Raw genomic sequence first — 16,232 nt, 5'->3', positions numbered from 1 at the left:
CTAGAACTTGGGCAGGGCCTTGAAGTCAAAGCCCTCCACCTTAAGCCCCTCCAGGTAGCGCACCAAGGCGTCCAAGTCCTCCTCGGAAAGCTGGGGGAAGCCCGGCATCTTGACCCCAGGCTTCATGGCGGCGGGGTCCTTGATCCATGCCTTGAGGTGCTCAGGGGTATTGTCCACGATACCCGCCCCCAGGCTCACCCGGTTCCCCACGAAAGCGAGTTCGGGACCGATGACCGCCGGGGGCATCTTCCCCTGCACCCCATGGCAGGCCATGCAGTTTTGCTGGAACACCTCCTGCCCACGGGCGTCGGCCACGGGGGGGGTGTAGTTCTTGGCCGCCTCCACGAAGCGCTCAAACTCCTCCTTGGGCACCACCAAGACCCGGAAGAGCATGCGGGCGTGGCTTGGCCCACAGAGCTCGGCGCAGAAGCCGTAATAGTTGCCCGGCTTCTCCGCTACAAAACGTATCCGAGTCTTTTGTCCCGGAATGGCGTCTTGCTTGCCCACAAGGCCCGGCACCCAGAAGGAGTGGATCACGTCCTTGGAGGTCACCTCCAGCTCCACCGGCACCCCCACGGGCAGGATGAGCTCGTTGGAGTTGCGGAAGCCAAGCTCCGCATAGTTAAAGTCCCACCAGAACTGGTACCCCGTGACCTCCACCTTCATGGCCCCCGGGATGGGTTGGTTCACCTGGATGAGGGCCCGGGCCGTGAGGCCAAAGAGGACCAGGATGATGGCCAGGGGGATCAGGGTCCAGATGACCTCGAGGCGGTCGTTCCCGTGGATCTGGGGCGGCTCGCCCTGCTGGCCCGGGTGGGCGCGGAACTTCCAGGTGATGTAGGCCAAGGCGCCCGCCACCACGCCGAAGATGAGCACGGAGAAGACCAGGACCCAGACCAGGAGGTGGTTGGTTTCCCGGTTCACCGGGGAAAAGGGGTGGGTGATGGCCACCCGGTGGGCCTCCTGGGCTAGGACTAAACCGAAAAGACTTAGGGCCGCAAACGCTCGCTTCATCCACTCCCTCCCTAAAGCACCCGGTCCACCGCCATGGCCACGAACAAGAGGGCCAGGTAGAGCATGGAGTATTTATACAGCGAAACCGCCGTCCTCCGCTCGGGCTGGCGGTAGAGGGCAAGGGCCTTGAGCAACAAGAGGGCGTTCAGGGCCAGGCTGAGGAGGAGGTAGACCAGGCCCAACTCGCCCAAAAGAAGGGGCATGAGGGAGATCAAGGCGGTGAGGAGGGCGTAAAGGGCGATCTGCATCACCGTGACCCGCTCCCCCAGGACCACGGGCAGCATGGGCACCCCCACCGCCCGGTAGTCGTCCTGGATCATGAGGGCCAAGGCCCAGAAGTGCACGGGGGTCCAGAAGAAGATGAGGGCGAAGAGGTACCAGGCGAAGAGGTTCAGCTCCCCCGTCACCGCCGCCCAGCCCACCAAGGGCGGGAAGGCCCCCGCCGCCCCGCCGATGACGATGTTCTGCCAGGTGCGCCGCTTGAGGTAAAGGGTGTAGACCAGAACGTACCAGATGAGGCCCATAAGGGCCAGGGTGGCGGTGAGGAGGTTGGCGGACCACCAAAGGAGGCCAAAGCCCAAGAGGGCGAGGGCGAAGGCGAAAAGGAGGGCATCACGGCTGGAGATTTTCTGGGTCACCGTGGGCCTTTTGGCGGTACGCTTCATGCGGGCGTCAATGTCCCGGTCCACCACCATGTTGATGGCGTTGGCCGCTCCCGCCATTAGGTAGCCGCCCAGGGCCACCGCCAGGAAAAGCCCGGTCCCCGGCCACCCCTTGGCGGCGATGAGCATGGCGAGGAGGGTGGTGAGGAGGAGAAGGCTGATGACCCTGGGCTTGGTGAGGGCCAAGTAGTCCTTCCAGGTGGCCCCCCCGGTGCCCCGGTGGACCTGGGCCCCCTGGCCCTCCCCTAGCTCCACCCGCCTCGTCCCTTGGGCCAGGCTCGAGGCCATGAGGAGGACAAAGAGAAGCCACACGGCGTAGGCCAGGAAGAGGTGGAGGATCTGCATCCACACGGGGGCCTTGAGCCAGACGTTCACCAAGCCCGCCAAAAGCTGGACCCCGTAGAGGTAGGCCAGGCCCTGGGCCAGGCGCCTCGTGGCCTCCGAGGGGCGGAGGTGGGCCACGAGGAAGCCGGCGAAGACCACGTAAAGCCCCACGCTCACGGCGATGAGGGGGTGGAGCACCCTAAGGCGCACCAGGAAGTGCTCCCCCGGGGTTAAGGAGCGTTCCAGGGCCTCCAGGGTGTTCCGCACGGGGAAAAGGAGGTCCCCCAGGGCGGTGACCGCCCCGCTCATGCCCAGGAAAAGGAGGGCGAGTAGCCCAAGAAGGAGGGCCCACCCCACCGCCCCTTGGCCCCTCAGGCGCAAAGGGGCACCTCCCGAGGCCCACCAGGCGGTGAGGGCCAGGGCGGCCAGGAGGAAGTAGGTGTTGGCCAGGTGGACCATCTGCACCACGGCCCGCTCGGCGCTCACGTTGTGGGCGGTCCAGCCGAAGAGGACCAGGGAGGCCCCCACGAGGCTTTCCGTGACCATGAAGAGGAAGGAAAGCCCAGCGCCAAACCGGGCGGGATGCCCCTTGGGCAAGGCGCGCAGGGCCAGGACGAGGAGGAAGAGGACAGATAGGAAGGCCAAGCCCGAGGTGGCCCGGTGGGTGAACTCAATGAGGGTTTCCACCTGGGGGCTTCGGGGGATGATCTCCCCGTTGCAGGTGGGCCAGTGGGCCCCACACCCCGCCCCCGAGCCCGTGGCCCGCACGTAGGCCCCCCAAAGGGCCACCAGGACGTTCCAAAGGAGTATTCCCCAGGCGTAGCGGCTAAACCAGGTCTGGCTCATAGGAAACCCGTCCCCCAGACGGTAGCGCCTACCATTCTGCCAAAAGGTTTCCGCCGGGGGTGAAGTACATTTGTCCCTACCATTTCCGCCACCTAGGAGCCTAATACCCCCAGGCCCTATTTGGCAAGGGCCTGGGGAATAGGCCTAACCCTTAACCCACCCGGGGACCGGCCCGGCGCACGGCCTCGTCCACCCCATCCGCATACTTTAGGAAGTTCTCCTGGAAGAGGGCGGCGAGCTTATGGGCCTGCCGGTCGTAGGCCTCCTTGTCCTCCCAGGTCCCCCGGGGGTCCAGAAGCTCCTTGGGCACCCCGGGCACCTCCAGGGGCACCTCAAAGCCAAAGATGGGGTCCTGGCGGTAGGGGACGCCCTCGAGGACCCCGTTAAGCGCCGCCCGCAAGAGGGCCCGGGTCACGGGCAAGGGGAAGCGCCGCCCCACCCCGTAAGGCCCCCCGGTCCAGCCCGTGTTCACCAGGTAGACCCGAGGCCCGTGGCGGGCGATCTTCTCCCCCAGCATGCGGGCGTAGACCCCGGGGTGCAGGGGAAGGAAGGGCGCCCCGAAGCAGGCGGAAAAGGTGGCCCTGGGCTCGGTGATGCCTCGCTCCGTGCCCGCCACCCGGGCGGTGTAGCCGGAGAGGAAGTAGTACATGGCCTGCTCCGGGGTGAGGCGGGCGATGGGGGGAAGGACGCCGTAGGCGTCGGCGGAAAGGAAGAAGATGGCCTTGGGGTGGCCCGCCACCCCGGACTCCACCACGTTCTCCAGGTGGGCGATGGGGTAGGAGGAGCGGGTGTTTTCCGTCTTGGAGTCGTCGTCCCACTCCACCCGGCGGGTTTCCGGGTTCACCACCACGTTTTCCAGGATGGCCTCAAACTGATTGGAGGCCTTATAGATGAGGGGCTCGTGCTCCGGGGAAAGGCGGATGACCTTGGCGTAGCACCCCCCCTCAAAGTTGAAGACCCCCTCCTCGCTCCAGCCGTGCTCGTCGTCCCCGATGAGGGGCCTTTCGGGGTCGGTGGAAAGGGTGGTCTTGCCCGTGCCGGAGAGCCCGAAGAAGACCGCCACGTCCCCCTCCCGCCCCACGTTGGCCGAGGCGTGCATGGGGAAGACCCCTTGCTTGGGCATCAGGTAGTTCATCACCGTGAAAATGCTCTTTTTAATCTCCCCGGCGTACTTGGTGCCCACGATGAGGACGAGGCGCCGCCCAAAACTGATGCCCACGAAGACCTCGCTCCGGGTGCCGTCCCGCTCGGGGTCGGCCAGGAAGTGGGGGGCGTGGACCACGGTGAAGCCAGGCTGGAAGCGTTCCGCCTCGTCGTCCTCGGGGAAGTGCCGGGGGGAGAGGAACATGTTGCGGGCGAAAAGGGCGTGCCAGGGGCTTTCCGTCACCACCCGGACCCCCAGGCGGTAGCGCTTGTCCGCCCCGGCGTAAAGGTCCTGGACATAGAGGTCCCTTTCGGAAAGGTACTGGGCCACCCGCTCCAAAAGGGCCTGGAAGGCCTCCGGGGCAAAGGGTTGGTTCACCTCCCCCCACCAGACCTCCCCCTCCACCTCCGGCTCCCGCACCACGAACTTGTCCTTGGGGCTTCTCCCCGTGTAAGGAGTGGTGTCCACCACCAAGGGGCCCTTATGGGCCAAAAACCCCTCGCCTCGGCGCAGGGTGTGCTCCACCAGCACCGGGGAAACGGTGTTCCAAAAGACCTGTTTCTTGGGTTGGATGCCGATATAGCTCAGGCGGTCCATACGGGCCTCCTCCAGGCCAGGGTATCACAAGGCACATTTCCACGCTTCCACCCTAACCCTCCCCCTCCAAAAAGGCCCGGGTGAGGCGCTTGCCGAGCTCCACCCCGGGCTGGTCAAAGGCGTTCACCCCCCAAAGCTCCCCCAGGAAGGCGGTCTGCCACATGAGGTGCTGCAGGAGCCAGCCCACGGCGAAAGGGGACACCTGGGAAAGGTAAAGGGCGTAGACCCGTTGCCCCGCCTCCGCCAGGGCCTGGTAGGTGGCCTCCGCCTCGGCCTTGAGGAGGCGGAAAAGGGTCTTGCCGAAGAGGTACCCTGCCTCCGGAAGCTCCGCCGCCGGGGGCAAGGGGAGGTCCTCCACGGGGTTTTCCGGGATGACCAGGGTGAGGAGCTTGTCCAAGGGGCCTTCCCGGAAAAGCTGCACCTGGGCGTGCTGGTCCTGGGGGCCCAGGGCGGGGAGGGCGGTGGTGCCCACGCGCCTTCCTTCCCGGTCCAGTTTGCCCAAGGACTCGTCGTGGAGCTGGACGAACCAGGCGGGGAGGTACTTAAGCCGCTCGGAGTACACCATGAAGACGGCGATGGGGAGGTGGCGGTGCAGGTGGTGGAGGAGGGCCGTCTTCAGGGGGAGGCTTTCTTCTAAGGGAGCCAAAGCCTGCTCGTTGGCCTTGCGGGCTCCCATGAGGAGGGCGTCCAGGTCAGTCCCGGCAAAGGCCAGGGGGAGAAGGCCCACGGGGGAGAGCACGGAAAACCGGCCCCCCACCTCCTCGGGGATGGCAAAGGCCCTCAAGCCCTCCCGCCCCGCCAGGGCCCTTAGGGCGCCTCCCTTAGGGTCCGTGGTCACCACCAGGTGCCGCCGCCACGCCTCCCCCAGGTGGGCCTTCAGCCAGTCCAAAAAGAGCAAAAGCCCCGCCAGGGTTTCCGCCGTGGCCCCGGACTTGGAGACGGCGTTGACCAGGGTTTTGTGGGGGTCAAGGCTTTGGAGAAGCTTCCGGATGAGCTCGGGCTCCACGTGGTCCACGTAGTGGAAGCGGACGCCGCTTTCACGGAAGGCGGCCTCGAGGGCCTTGGGCCCCAGGGCACTCCCCCCAATCCCCAAAAGGACGAAGTCCTCCACCCACGGGTTCGCCTCGCGGAAGCGGCGGATCTCCCTTAGGGTTTCCGTGTCCTCGGGGAGGTCTATCCAGCCCAGCATGGCCCCCTTCTGGCCCCGCTTGGCCAAAAGGCGCTCCCGCGCCTCCAGGAGAAGGGGGGCGTGGGCCTTGAGCTCCTCGGCAAACCCGGGGAGGAAGCGGGTGTCCAGGCGCAGCATGGCCCTATGCTACCCCCAGTCCGGCTGGGGTAGGCTAAGGGCATGGGGTACGTGCCCCCGCCCACGCCCCAGTACGGCCTCGAGGAGGGCCCCGTCCTCCTCAAGGACGGGCGCACCGCCCTCCTGCGCCGGGCCACCCCCAAGGACCTCCCCCTCTTCGTGGCGTTCCTCAGGCGGCTTTCCCCGGAATCCCTGCGCATGCGCTTCTTCTCCCCCATCTCCCCGGAGAAGGCGGCGGAACTCCTCCTTTCCGCCAAGCCCGAGGAGGAGAAGGTGACCCTCATCGTCCTGGCCGGGGAGCCCCCGAGGATCGTGGCCACCGGGGAGTACGTGCGGGCCAAGGGGGAGGACACCGCCGAGGTAGCCTTCCTGGTGGACGACGCCTATCAGGGCAAGGGCCTCGGCACCCTCCTTTTGGAGCGCTTAGCCCTCCTCGCCGCCAAGCGGGGGGTGCGGCGCTTCCAGGCCTTCACCCTGGCGGAAAACCGGCAGATGCTAAGCGTCTTCATGGAAAGCGGCTTCCAGGTGCGGGCCCACCGGGAGGGGGGGGAGGTGGAGGTGGAGTTTGACATCCTCTTGGAGGAACGGGCGGCGGAGCGGTTTGAGTGGCGGGAAAAGGTTTCCACCATCGCCAGCCTCCACCCCTTCTTCTTTCCCCGGGGGGTGGCGGTGGTGGGGGCGAGCCGGGACCCGGACAGCATCGGCTACCGGGTTCTGGAAAACCTCATCTTTGGCCGCTTCCAGGGGCCCGTCTACCCCGTGAACGAGGCCATAGGCAAGGAGGGGGGCACCGTGGGCCCCCTCCTCGCCTACCCCAGCGTGGAGAGCATCCCCGGCCCCGTGGACCTGGCGGTGATCGCCGTGCCCAAGGAACGCGTCCCAGGCGCCCTGGAGGCCTGCGGCCGCCGGGGGGTTAGGGGGGCCATCGTCCTCACCACGGGCTTCGCCCCGGAAGAGGCCAAGGCCCTGGCGGACAAGGCCCGCCGCTACGGCATGCGCCTTTTGGGGCCTGGGTCCTTGGGCCTCGTGCACACCCACCCCGAGGTGCGCCTGGCCGCAGGCCTAGCCCCTTTGCCCAAGGCGGGGCCTTTGGCCCTCTCCAGCCAGTCGGGCACCCTGGGGCGGGCGGTGATGGCCTACGCCGAGGGGATGGGCCTCGGCATCGCCTCCTTTGCCTCCTTGGGGGCCAAGGCGGATATCTCCTCCAACGACCTCCTGCAGTTCTGGGAGGAGGACGAGCGCACCCGGGTCATCCTCCTTTACCTGGAAAGCTTCGGCAACCCCCGGCGCTTCTCCCGCCTGGCCCGCAGGATCGGCAAGAAGAAGCCCATCCTGGCCGTCCACCCCTCCCGGGATCCCCTGGTGCGGGCCCTTTTCGCCCAGGCGGGGGTGGTGCGGGCCAACGACCTGGAGGAGGCCTTTGACGTGGCCGCCCTCCTCTCCTTGGGGCGCCTACCGGAAAACGGCCGGGTACGCCTCATCTCCAACGCCTCCGGCCCCTCCAACCTGGCCCTGGAGGCCCTGCGGGAAGGGGGCCTCGAGGTGGAGCACGTGGACCTGGGCTCCACCGCCAAGGCGGAGGACTACGCCCGGGCGCTCAAGGAGGCCCTAGAAAGCGATGCGGGAAGCGTCTTTCTCCTCTTCGTGCCCATGGGGTACGCCTCCGAGGAGGAGTTCCTAAACCTCCTAGGGGAGGCGGAAGGGGAGAAGCTCCTCCTAGCCTGTGCCATGGGCTCCGCGGGGGTGCGGGCCCGGGTGTTGGGACGGGTAGCCCTCTACCGCTTCCCCGAGTCGGCGGCCATCGCCCTGGCCCGGGCCTGGGCCTACAAGCGCTTCCGGGAAGAGCCCCTCCTCTTCCCCGACTTCCCGGACCTGCGTCTCGAGGAGGCGAGGCGGCTTCTGGAGGGGAAGAAGCGCCTAAGCCGGGAGGAGGCGGAAGCGCTTCTTAGGGCCTTCGGCCTCCCCTTGGGCAAGGAAAATGGGCTTACCCTCCGCCTCAAGGCCGAGCCCCACCCCCTCTTCGGCCCCGTGCTCACCCTCCTCCTCCCCACCCCCTTGGGGGAGCAGGCCTTGGGCCAGCGCCTTTCCCCCCTCACCGCCAAGGACGCCCAGGAGCTCCTAAAGCCCCTCGAGGGCCGGGAAGACCCCAGGCCCTACCAGGAGATCCTCCTCCGCCTCTCCCGGCTCCTCGAGGAGTTCCCGGAGGTGGAGGAGGTGGTCCTGGAACTCCAAGGGCCCAAGGTGGCCCGCTTTGAGGTGCGCCTTGCGGATCCAAAGCCCCGCTAACCCCAAGGTGAAGGCCCTTTCCGCCCTCAAGGAACGGAAGGAGCGGGAAAGGACCGGGCTTTTCCTGGTGGAGGGAAGGCGGGAGGTGGAAAGAGCCCTAAAAGCGGGCCTCACCCTGGAAACCCTCGTCCTCGGCCCCAGGGCGACGGCCGAAGACCGCCTCCTGGCGGGAAGCGCCACGGTTTTGGAGCTTTCCCAAGAGGCCCTGGAACGGGTTTCCACCCGGGAAAACCCCGCCCAGGTCCTGGGGGTCTTCCGCATCCCCCAAAGGCGCCTGGAGGCGGTGCGCCTCCCCCCAAACCCTTTGGTCCTGGCGGTGGTGGGCCTGGAAAAGCCGGGCAACCTGGGGGCCATCCTGCGGGCGGCGGACGGGGCGGGGGCGGACCTGGTCCTGGTGGCGGAGGGGGTGGACCTCTATAGCCCCCAGGTGATCCGGAACTCCACGGGAACGGTCTTCGCCTTGCCCGTCTTCCCCGTGGGAGAGGAGGAGGCCCTTCGCTACCTAAAGGCCCAGGGCCTCCGCCTGGTGGCCGCCACCCCGGAAGGGGAGCGGCTTTACTGGGAGGAGGACTACCGCCCGGGGGTGGCCTTCCTCCTGGGGGCGGAGGATACGGGCCTGCCCGAGCCTTGGAAGGAAGCGGCCCACGCCCGGGTAAAAATCCCCATGCGGGGGGTGGCGGATAGCCTCAACGTCTCGGTGAGCGCCGCCTTGCTCCTCTACGAGGCCCTGCGGCAGAGGCGCTTTTCTTGAAGCCACCCCAGAGGTGGCAAGGGCAAACCAACGCCACGAAGGGACGCTCCCTTTTTGGCCTTTCCACCGGGGAAGGCCCCCCTTGTGGCGGCAAGGCGGGCCAGGGAAGGGGTCCTCCTTGTGCCCGAGGGCTACCTCCCCTTTCCCGGGGAGAAGGGCCCCCCGGCACGGGGCCGCACCCCGGGGTGCGGGGGAAGGAGCCCCTCCGTTTATAAGCCCCCCCTCAACCCCCTTGACAAAAGGGCCTGGGGGCAAAATAATGACCCTTGGTTTGACACTCTCGGCCTTTGAGCGTCAAAGGGGGGAGTGAAGATGGCTGCGGAGGTGAAGACCGTGATCAAACCCCTAGGCGACCGGGTTGTGGTGAAGCGGATTGAGGAAGAGCCCAAGACCAAGGGCGGCATCGTGCTTCCCGATACCGCTAAGGAGAAGCCCCAAAAGGGCAAGGTGATCGCCGTGGGCTCGGGCCGCATCTTGGACAACGGCCAGAAGGTGCCCCTCGAGGTCAAGGAGGGGGACATCGTGGTCTTTGCCAAGTACGGCGGCACCGAGGTTGAGATTGACGGCGAGGAGTACGTGATCCTCTCCGAGCGCGACCTTTTGGCGGTCCTGCAGTAAGGAGGTGAGCTATGGCGAAGATCCTGGTGTTTGACGAGGCGGCCCGCCGGGCGCTGGAGCGCGGCGTGAACGCCGTGGCCGATGCGGTGAAGGTGACCCTTGGCCCTCGGGGCCGGAACGTGGTCCTGGAGAAGAAGTTCGGCTCCCCCACCATCACCAAGGACGGGGTGACGGTGGCCAAGGAGATTGAGCTGGAGAACCACCTGGAGAACATCGGGGCCCAGCTCCTCAAGGAGGTGGCCTCCAAAACCAACGACGTGGCGGGCGACGGCACCACCACCGCCACCGTCTTGGCCCAGGCCATCGTGCGGGAGGGCCTGAAGAACGTGGCCGCCGGGGCCAACCCCTTGGCCCTCAAGCGGGGCATTGAGAAGGCGGTGGAGGCCGCCGTGGAGAAGATCCGCTCCCTGGCCATCCCCGTGGAGGACCGCAAGGCCATTGAGGAGGTGGCCACCATCTCCGCCAACGACCCGGACGTCGGCAAGCTCATCGCCGACGCCATGGAGAAGGTGGGGAAGGAGGGCATCATCACCGTTGAGGAGTCCAAGAGCCTGGAGACCGAGCTGAAGTTCGTGGAGGGGTACCAGTTTGACAAGGGGTACATCTCCCCCTACTTCATCACCAGCCCCGACACCATGGAGGCCGTCCTGGAGGACGCCTTCATCCTCATCGTGGAGAAGAAGGTCTCCAACGTCCGCGAACTCCTCCCCATCCTGGAGCAGGTGGCCCAGACCGGTAAGCCCCTCCTCCTCATCGCCGAGGACGTGGAGGGTGAGGCCCTCGCCACCCTGGTGGTGAACAAGCTCCGGGGCACCCTGAACGTGGCCGCGGTGAAGGCCCCGGGCTTCGGCGACCGCCGCAAGGAGATGCTCAAGGACATCGCCGCCGTCACCGGTGGCACCGTCATCTCCGAGGAGCTCGGCTTCAAGCTGGAGAACGCCACCCTCTCCATGCTGGGCCGGGCCGAGCGGGTGCGCATCACCAAGGACGAGACCACCATCGTGGGCGGCAAGGGCAAGAAGGAGGACATTGAGGCCCGGATCAACGCCATCAAGAAGGAGCTGGAGACCACCGACAGCGAGTACGCCAAGGAGAAGCTCCAGGAGCGCCTGGCCAAGCTGGCGGGCGGCGTGGCGGTGATCCGGGTGGGGGCCGCCACCGAGACCGAGCTCAAGGAGAAGAAGCACCGCTTTGAGGACGCCCTCTCCGCCACCCGGGCGGCGGTGGAGGAGGGCATCGTGCCGGGCGGCGGCGTGACCCTTCTCCGGGCCATCAGCGCCGTGGACGAGCTCCTGAAGGGCCTCGAGGGCGATGAGGCCACCGGGGCCAAGATCGTGCGCCGGGCCCTGGAGGAGCCCGCCCGCCAGATCGCCGAGAACGCCGGCTACGAGGGCTCCGTCATCGTCCAGAAGATCCTCTCCGAGACCAAGAACCTCCGCTACGGCTTCAACGCCGCCACCGGGGAGTTCGTGGACATGGTGGAGGCGGGCATCGTGGACCCCGCCAAGGTGACCCGCTCCGCCCTGCAGAACGCCGCCTCCATCGGCGCCCTCATCCTCACCACCGAGGCGGTGGTGGCCGAGAAGCCCGAGAAGAAGGAGTCCACCCCCGCCTCCGCGGGCGCCGGGGACATGGACTTCTAGCGCCCTCTAAAGGGAAGGGCCGGGATTTTTCCCGGCCCTTTTTCGTTTAGAAGGGCACCGCCTCCTCCTTGGCCCCGTTCCCCCCGTTCCCCTGGAGGAAGACCTCCCGGTCGGGCACCAAATAGGCGCGGAAGCCCTCGGCCTCGAGGGCCCTAAGGGCCTCCTCCGCCACCCGGGCCTCCCGGAGGGCGAAAAGGGCCTCGCCAAAGGGCCCCTGGACCTTCACGTAGAGGGGAAGGGTCCCCGGGTGCTCGTCCAAAAGGCTCTTGAGGTGGGTAATCCCCTTCTCGTCCAGAAGGGCGTGGTCCACCTCCACCTCCAAGGCCTTGGGGGCCTCCGCCACCTCCTCGTGGGTCCAGACCGCCTGGGCGATGACCCTAAGCCCCCCCTCCTCCCGCTCCACCTCCGCCAGGACCAAGAGGGGCATATCCTCTTTGAGCTTGGGGGAAACCCCCTCGTAGGCCCGGCCGAAGGCCACCACCTCCAAGGCCCCGGTCTCGTCGGAAAGGGTGAAGCGGGCCATCATCCCCCCGCTTTTGGTGGGCTTGCGCACCACCTCCTCCACCATGCCCGCAAGGAGCACCTTGGACCTCGGGGGAAGCCCCCGGGTGAAGGGCTCTAGCTCCTCCAAGGCGCAGCTTGCCGCCTCCCTAAGCCCCGGGTAGCGGAGCACGGGGTGGCCGGACACGTAGATGCCCAAGGCCTCCTTCTCGTAACGGAGCCTGGTGATCTCGTCCAAGGGCTCGGCCTCCGCCAAGGGGGGCTCTTCCACCTCGGCGAAGAGGCCCAGCATCCCCGAGCGGGCCCGCTCCCGGCTTTCCGCCGCCCAGCGCAGGAGGGGCTCCAGGGAGGCGAGGAGGCGCGCCCGGTCCCCAAAGGCGTCAAAGGCCCCCGCCTTGATGAGGGACTCGAGGGTGCGCTTGTTCACCACCTTTTCGTCCAGGCGCTTCAGGAAGTCCCCCAGGCTCTTAAAGGGCCCTCCCCGCTCCCTTTCCTTCAGGATGGCTTCCGCCGCAGCGTCCCCCACGTTCTTCACCGCCGAGAGGCCGAAGAGGATCTCCTCCCCCACCACCTTGAAGTCAAAGCCCGAGCGGTTGATGTCCGGGGGCAGGACGGGGATGCCCATGGCCCGGGCATCCCGGATGTACTCCGCCACCTTGTCCGAGTCACCCCGTTCCACGCTGAGGAGGGCGGCCATGAACTCCACGGGGTAGTGGGCCTTCACGTAGGCGGTCTGGTAGGAGAGGAGGCTATAGGCGGCGGCGTGGGAGTTGTGGACGATGACGTCCTGGGCCACGAAGGTGTGGGTGCCCTCCACCGTGAGGTCAAACACCTCCTCCTCGCCCAAAGCCTCCAAGGCCTCCACCCGGTCCCAGTAGATCTCGGCCGCAGCCAGGCGCCAAAGGGCAAGGCTTTCCGTGAGGGTGGCCAGGCGCTTGAGCGTGGCCTGGGATAGGCCCCTCCGCCCCTTACCCGGGCGCAGGAGTCCTTGGGCCAAGCCCCCTTTCGCCAGAAAGGCCCCCACACCCTGTGGGGAAGCCTGCGCCACCGCCTCCCGCACCAGGGGCAAGAAGGCGAGGGGAAGGACGTCCTTCGTGCTCCGCCCGCCCTCCTCCCAAGCGGAGAGGAGTTCCTCCAGGTCCCGGGCCCGCTTGCCCACCAGGTAGGGCCCCACCCAAAGGGCGAAGCGGCGGGCGGCCTCGAGGCCCCCCAGCAGGTAGACCACCCACCCCTTGCGCCCCTCCCGGTAAGGAAACTCCTTGGCCACCAACCGGCTCTGCAAACCCAGGCGCAAGAGAAGGTGCTGCACCCCACGGGCCAAAGCCTCCGAGGCGGTGGCGTAGTGGATGAGCCGCCCTTTCTTGTCTATCCCCCCATCCCCGACCCAAAGCCGGCCCAGGAAGCGGGCCACCTCCCCTGGGGGAAGCCCATAGACCTCCTCGGGAAGGCGCTTTTCCCGAGCGGAAAGGCCGAGAAGGCCCAGCCTCGCCAAAAACTCCACGGCCTCCGCCGGGCGCCTCCGGTCCTCCCGCCCCACGTAAACGTGGGCCACCCCCCGCCGCCAGGCCACCTTGGCCCGGGTGTTGGCGAAGGCCTCTAGGGCCGTCAGCATAGCGCAGAGCTCCTCCTCCGAGGAGGTATAGAGGTAAAACCCCGAAGGGTGGCGCAGGTTACCCTCGGCGAGGGCGAACCCCAGGAGGTCTAGCTCGTGGGGCTTGAGGCTCGTGGAAGGGAGGTAGGGCAGGTGGCGGGGCAGGGCCACGAAGTCCCCGGGCTTGAGCGCTCCCAAGGGACGCCAGCCCTCGGGGGTGTAAAGGGGGTGGTTGGCGGTGGCCTCGAGAACCCGCCCCGTGGCGGTGCGCAGGCGGAAGACCTGGGCCCGGCCGCTAGAAAAGGCCGCCACCACGGGCCGGGGCACCAAGCGGAGGGTCTCCTCGTCCAGGGAGGCCACCCACACCCCCCTTGCCTCGCCCCGAACGATGGCCCCCACGGAAACCAGCTTTCCCGTGCGGTAGTCCACCACCTGCGCCCGCGCGGGGAGGCACTTATTAAAGCCATAGTTGGCGAAGGCCTCCAGCATGTCAAAAAGCCGGTTGGCCTCCTCCTCCGGCACCCCCCGCTCCTTGGCCCCCCGGACGAAGCGCTCCCGGTGTTTTTGCATTTCCTCCAGCTTCTTTTTGCCCATGGCCCTCCTCAGAAGGTCCGCCTCCCCCAAGGAGTACCCGGCCACCGCGGAGGCGATCTGCATGATCTGCTCCTGGTAGACGGGGATGCCGTAGGTCTCGTCCAGGATGGGCCTTAGGTACTTCTCCGCATGGGGAAACTCGGCGTAGCGCACGGGTTCTTGGCCGTGGTGGCGCCGGATGTAGGTGGGGATGTGCTCCATGGGGCCGGGGCGGTAGAGGGACACCAGGGCGATGATGTCCTCAATCCGCCTGGGCTTAAGCCCCCGCACCGTGTTGGTCATGCCCCCAGACTCCAACTGGAAAACCCCCTTGGTCTCCCCCCGGGCAAGGAGCTCAAAGGTCTTGGGGTCGTCCAGGGGAAGCGCATCGTAGTCCAGCTCCACCCCCTTGGACTCCCGGACGATCCGCTTGGCCTCCTCCAAGAAGGTGAGGGTGCGGAGGCCCAGGAAGTCCATTTTCAAAAGGCCCAAGGCCTCCACCGCCCCCATGTCGTACTGGGTCACGGGGCGGCCCTCCTGGTCTCGCATGAGGGGCACCAGGTCGGTGAGGGGCTCGGCGGCGATCACCACCCCGGCGGCGTGCACGGAGGCGTGGCGGTTGAGGCCCTCGAGGCGCATGGCCACCTCTATCACCTCCCGTATCTTGGGGTCCTTTTCCATCTCCGCCTTGAGCTCCGGCACCACCTGGACAGCCTCGGCCAAGGGCTTGGGCTTGCCGAACTGCACGGGGATGAGCTTGGCCAGCTCCTCCGCCTTCTTGTGGGGGATGCCGTAGACCCGGGCCACGTCCTTCAGGGCCGCCTTGGAGGCCAGGCTCCCGAAGGTGCCGATCTGGGCTACCCTATCCGCTCCGTAGCGCTCCCGCACGTGCTGGATGACCATGTCCCGCTTGCGGTCGGAAAAGTCCGTGTCTATGTCCGGCATGGACACCCGCTCGGGGTTTAGGAAGCGCTCAAAGAGAAGGCCAAAGCGCAAGGGGTCAATGTTGGTGATGCCGACGGCGTAGGCCACGAGGCTCCCCGCCGCCGAACCCCGCCCGGGGCCCACGGAAATGCCATGCTTCTTGGCCCAGTTGATGTACTCCTGGACGATGAGGAAGTACCCGGGGAAGCCCATGCGCTCAATGACGCCGAGCTCATAGAGGGCCCGGTGGAGGATGGCCTCCGCCGTCCACTCCCGCACGCCCTCCAGAGGGGGAAACCCGGCCAGGAGCTTTTCCCAAGCCTCCTTCTCCACCTGGGCCAAGGCCTCGGCCAGGGCCTGCCCGTCCCCGTGGGGGGGGATCTTCCCCAGGCGGCGGAAGACCTCCCGGTAAAACTCCGGGGTGATGCGGTCGGGGTAGCGGTCCAGGAGGCCCTTTAGGGTGAGCTCCATGAGGTACTGGGCCTCCGTGCGGCCCTCGGGGAGGGGGAAGCGGGGGATGCGGTAGACCATCTTGTCCCCGATGGGGAGGTCCACGTTGCACATGCGGGCGATCTCCACCGTGTTATCAAAGAGCTCGTCCCCCCACTCCGCCTCGGGGAGCATGGCCCGCATCTCCTCGGGGGTCTTCACGTAAAACTCGTCGCAGGGGAAGCGCCAGCGTTCGGGGTCGTCCAGGGTGCTCTTGGACTGGATGGCCAGGAGCACCTCGTGGGCCCGGGCATCCTCCTTCCGCACGTAGTGGCCGTCGTTGGTGGCCACCAGGCCCAGGCCGTACTTGCGGGCGAACTCCTTGAGGACCTCGTTGACCTTCTTCTGCTCGGGAAGGCCGTGGTTTTGAATCTCAATGAAGAAGCGGTCGCCGAAGATGGAAAGGTACTCGTTGAGCCGGGCCTCCGCCAGGTCCAGGCGGTCCTGGAGGATGAACTGGGGGATCTCCGCCCCCAGGCACCCGGAAAGGGCGATGAGGCCTTCGGCGTGCTCCCTAAGGATCTCCCGGTCAATGCGGGGTTTCTCGTAAAAGCCCTCCAGGTAGGCCCGGCTCGCCAGGCGCACCAGGTTCTGGTAGCCCTTGAAGTCCTTGGCGAGGAGGGTGAGGTGGAAGTACCCCCCGTCCAGGCCCTTGCCCCGCTTGCGGTCGTGGCGGCTTTCCGCCGCCACGTAGGCCTCGTACCCGATGATGGGCTTCACGCCCATTTCCGTGGCCTTCTTGTAGAACTCCACCGCGCCGAAGAGGTTCCCGTGGTCGGTGATGGCCAAAGCGGGGTCCTCGGGGGAGACCTCCTTGACCCACTTAAGGAGGTCGGAAAGCTTGGCCGCCCCGTCCAGGAGGGAATACTGGGTGTGCTGGTGTAGGTGGGCGAACCGGAGTCTGCGGCCCATATCCTCCCATCCTAGCTTGACGCCCCCCTGCCCAGGGGGCAAAGTGGGGGA

The 16,232-nt window shown here is 67.1% G+C and carries 9 protein-coding genes; 4 read left to right on the top strand and 5 right to left on the bottom strand.

Translation table 11 applies throughout. The annotated features are described in order from the left end of the window. The 4 genes from coxB to pgi all read right to left on the bottom strand — a co-directional run bounded on the left by coxB (position 1) and on the right by pgi (position 5,893). A complete protein-coding gene (coxB, locus tag L0C60_RS07285) occupies positions 1-1,014 on the bottom strand; it encodes a cytochrome c oxidase subunit II (protein WP_234506843.1) in 1,014 nt (337 codons plus the stop codon). Positions 1,015-1,025: 11 nt separating this feature from the next. Next, positions 1,026-2,846 (bottom strand): heme o synthase, encoded by a 1,821-nt coding sequence (locus L0C60_RS07280; RefSeq protein WP_234506844.1) that lies wholly within the window; start codon positions 2,844-2,846, stop codon positions 1,026-1,028. A 151-nt stretch (positions 2,847-2,997) separates the two neighbouring features. Then, positions 2,998-4,587 (bottom strand): phosphoenolpyruvate carboxykinase (ATP), encoded by a 1,590-nt coding sequence (gene pckA, locus L0C60_RS07275; RefSeq protein ID WP_234506846.1) that lies wholly within the window; start codon positions 4,585-4,587, stop codon positions 2,998-3,000. 52 nt (positions 4,588-4,639) lie between these two features. After that, positions 4,640-5,893: a glucose-6-phosphate isomerase gene (pgi, locus tag L0C60_RS07270; RefSeq protein ID WP_234506848.1), complete on the bottom strand. Its 1,254-nt coding sequence runs from the start codon at positions 5,891-5,893 to the stop codon at positions 4,640-4,642. Positions 5,894-5,935: 42 nt separating this feature from the next. Here pgi and L0C60_RS07265 point away from each other — a divergent pair, with 42 nt between their 5' ends. The 4 genes from L0C60_RS07265 (at position 5,936) to groL (ending at position 11,191) form a co-directional block, all read left to right on the top strand. Next, entirely contained in the window at positions 5,936-8,179 is a 2,244-nt protein-coding gene (locus L0C60_RS07265) for a GNAT family N-acetyltransferase (protein ID WP_234506850.1), read from the top strand. Further along, positions 8,157-8,930 (top strand): TrmH family RNA methyltransferase, encoded by a 774-nt coding sequence (locus tag L0C60_RS07260; RefSeq protein WP_234506852.1) that lies wholly within the window; start codon positions 8,157-8,159, stop codon positions 8,928-8,930. Before L0C60_RS07265 ends, L0C60_RS07260 begins: the two co-directional genes overlap by 23 nt. A gap of 312 nt (positions 8,931-9,242) precedes the next feature. Continuing rightward, positions 9,243-9,548 carry a co-chaperone GroES gene (gene groES, locus L0C60_RS07255; protein ID WP_234506854.1) on the top strand — a complete coding sequence of 102 codons (306 nt, stop codon included), beginning with the start codon at positions 9,243-9,245 and terminating at the stop codon, positions 9,546-9,548. A gap of 11 nt (positions 9,549-9,559) precedes the next feature. Continuing rightward, complete coding sequence (groL, locus tag L0C60_RS07250; RefSeq protein WP_234506855.1) at positions 9,560-11,191, top strand: chaperonin GroEL; 1,632 nt, start codon at positions 9,560-9,562, stop codon at positions 11,189-11,191. A 46-nt stretch (positions 11,192-11,237) separates the two neighbouring features. Here the strand turns inward: groL and dnaE are convergent, their stop codons facing one another. Further along, positions 11,238-16,181 carry a DNA polymerase III subunit alpha gene (gene dnaE, locus L0C60_RS07245; protein WP_243092633.1) on the bottom strand — a complete coding sequence of 1,648 codons (4,944 nt, stop codon included), beginning with the start codon at positions 16,179-16,181 and terminating at the stop codon, positions 11,238-11,240. Positions 16,182-16,232: the final 51 nt, after the last annotated feature.

The sequence above is a fragment of the Thermus hydrothermalis genome (assembly GCF_022760925.1).
GTDB lineage: Bacteria > Deinococcota > Deinococci > Deinococcales > Thermaceae > Thermus > Thermus hydrothermalis.
This window is presented reverse-complemented; position numbering and strand designations above follow the sequence as displayed.

What these genes read in the sequence shown, in the direction of transcription:
- pgi (WP_234506848.1), bottom strand. Translation starts at nt 5,893, where the DNA reads ATGCTGCGCCTGGACACCCGCTTCCTCCCCGGGTTTGCCGAGGAGCTC.
- dnaE (WP_243092633.1), bottom strand. Translation starts at nt 16,181, where the DNA reads ATGGGCCGCAGACTCCGGTTCGCCCACCTACACCAGCACACCCAGTAT.
- L0C60_RS07280 (WP_234506844.1), bottom strand. Translation starts at nt 2,846, where the DNA reads ATGAGCCAGACCTGGTTTAGCCGCTACGCCTGGGGAATACTCCTTTGG.
- groES (WP_234506854.1), top strand. Translation starts at nt 9,243, where the DNA reads ATGGCTGCGGAGGTGAAGACCGTGATCAAACCCCTAGGCGACCGGGTT.
- pckA (WP_234506846.1), bottom strand. Translation starts at nt 4,587, where the DNA reads ATGGACCGCCTGAGCTATATCGGCATCCAACCCAAGAAACAGGTCTTT.
- L0C60_RS07265 (WP_234506850.1), top strand. Translation starts at nt 5,936, where the DNA reads ATGGGGTACGTGCCCCCGCCCACGCCCCAGTACGGCCTCGAGGAGGGC.
- groL (WP_234506855.1), top strand. Translation starts at nt 9,560, where the DNA reads ATGGCGAAGATCCTGGTGTTTGACGAGGCGGCCCGCCGGGCGCTGGAG.
- coxB (WP_234506843.1), bottom strand. Translation starts at nt 1,014, where the DNA reads ATGAAGCGAGCGTTTGCGGCCCTAAGTCTTTTCGGTTTAGTCCTAGCC.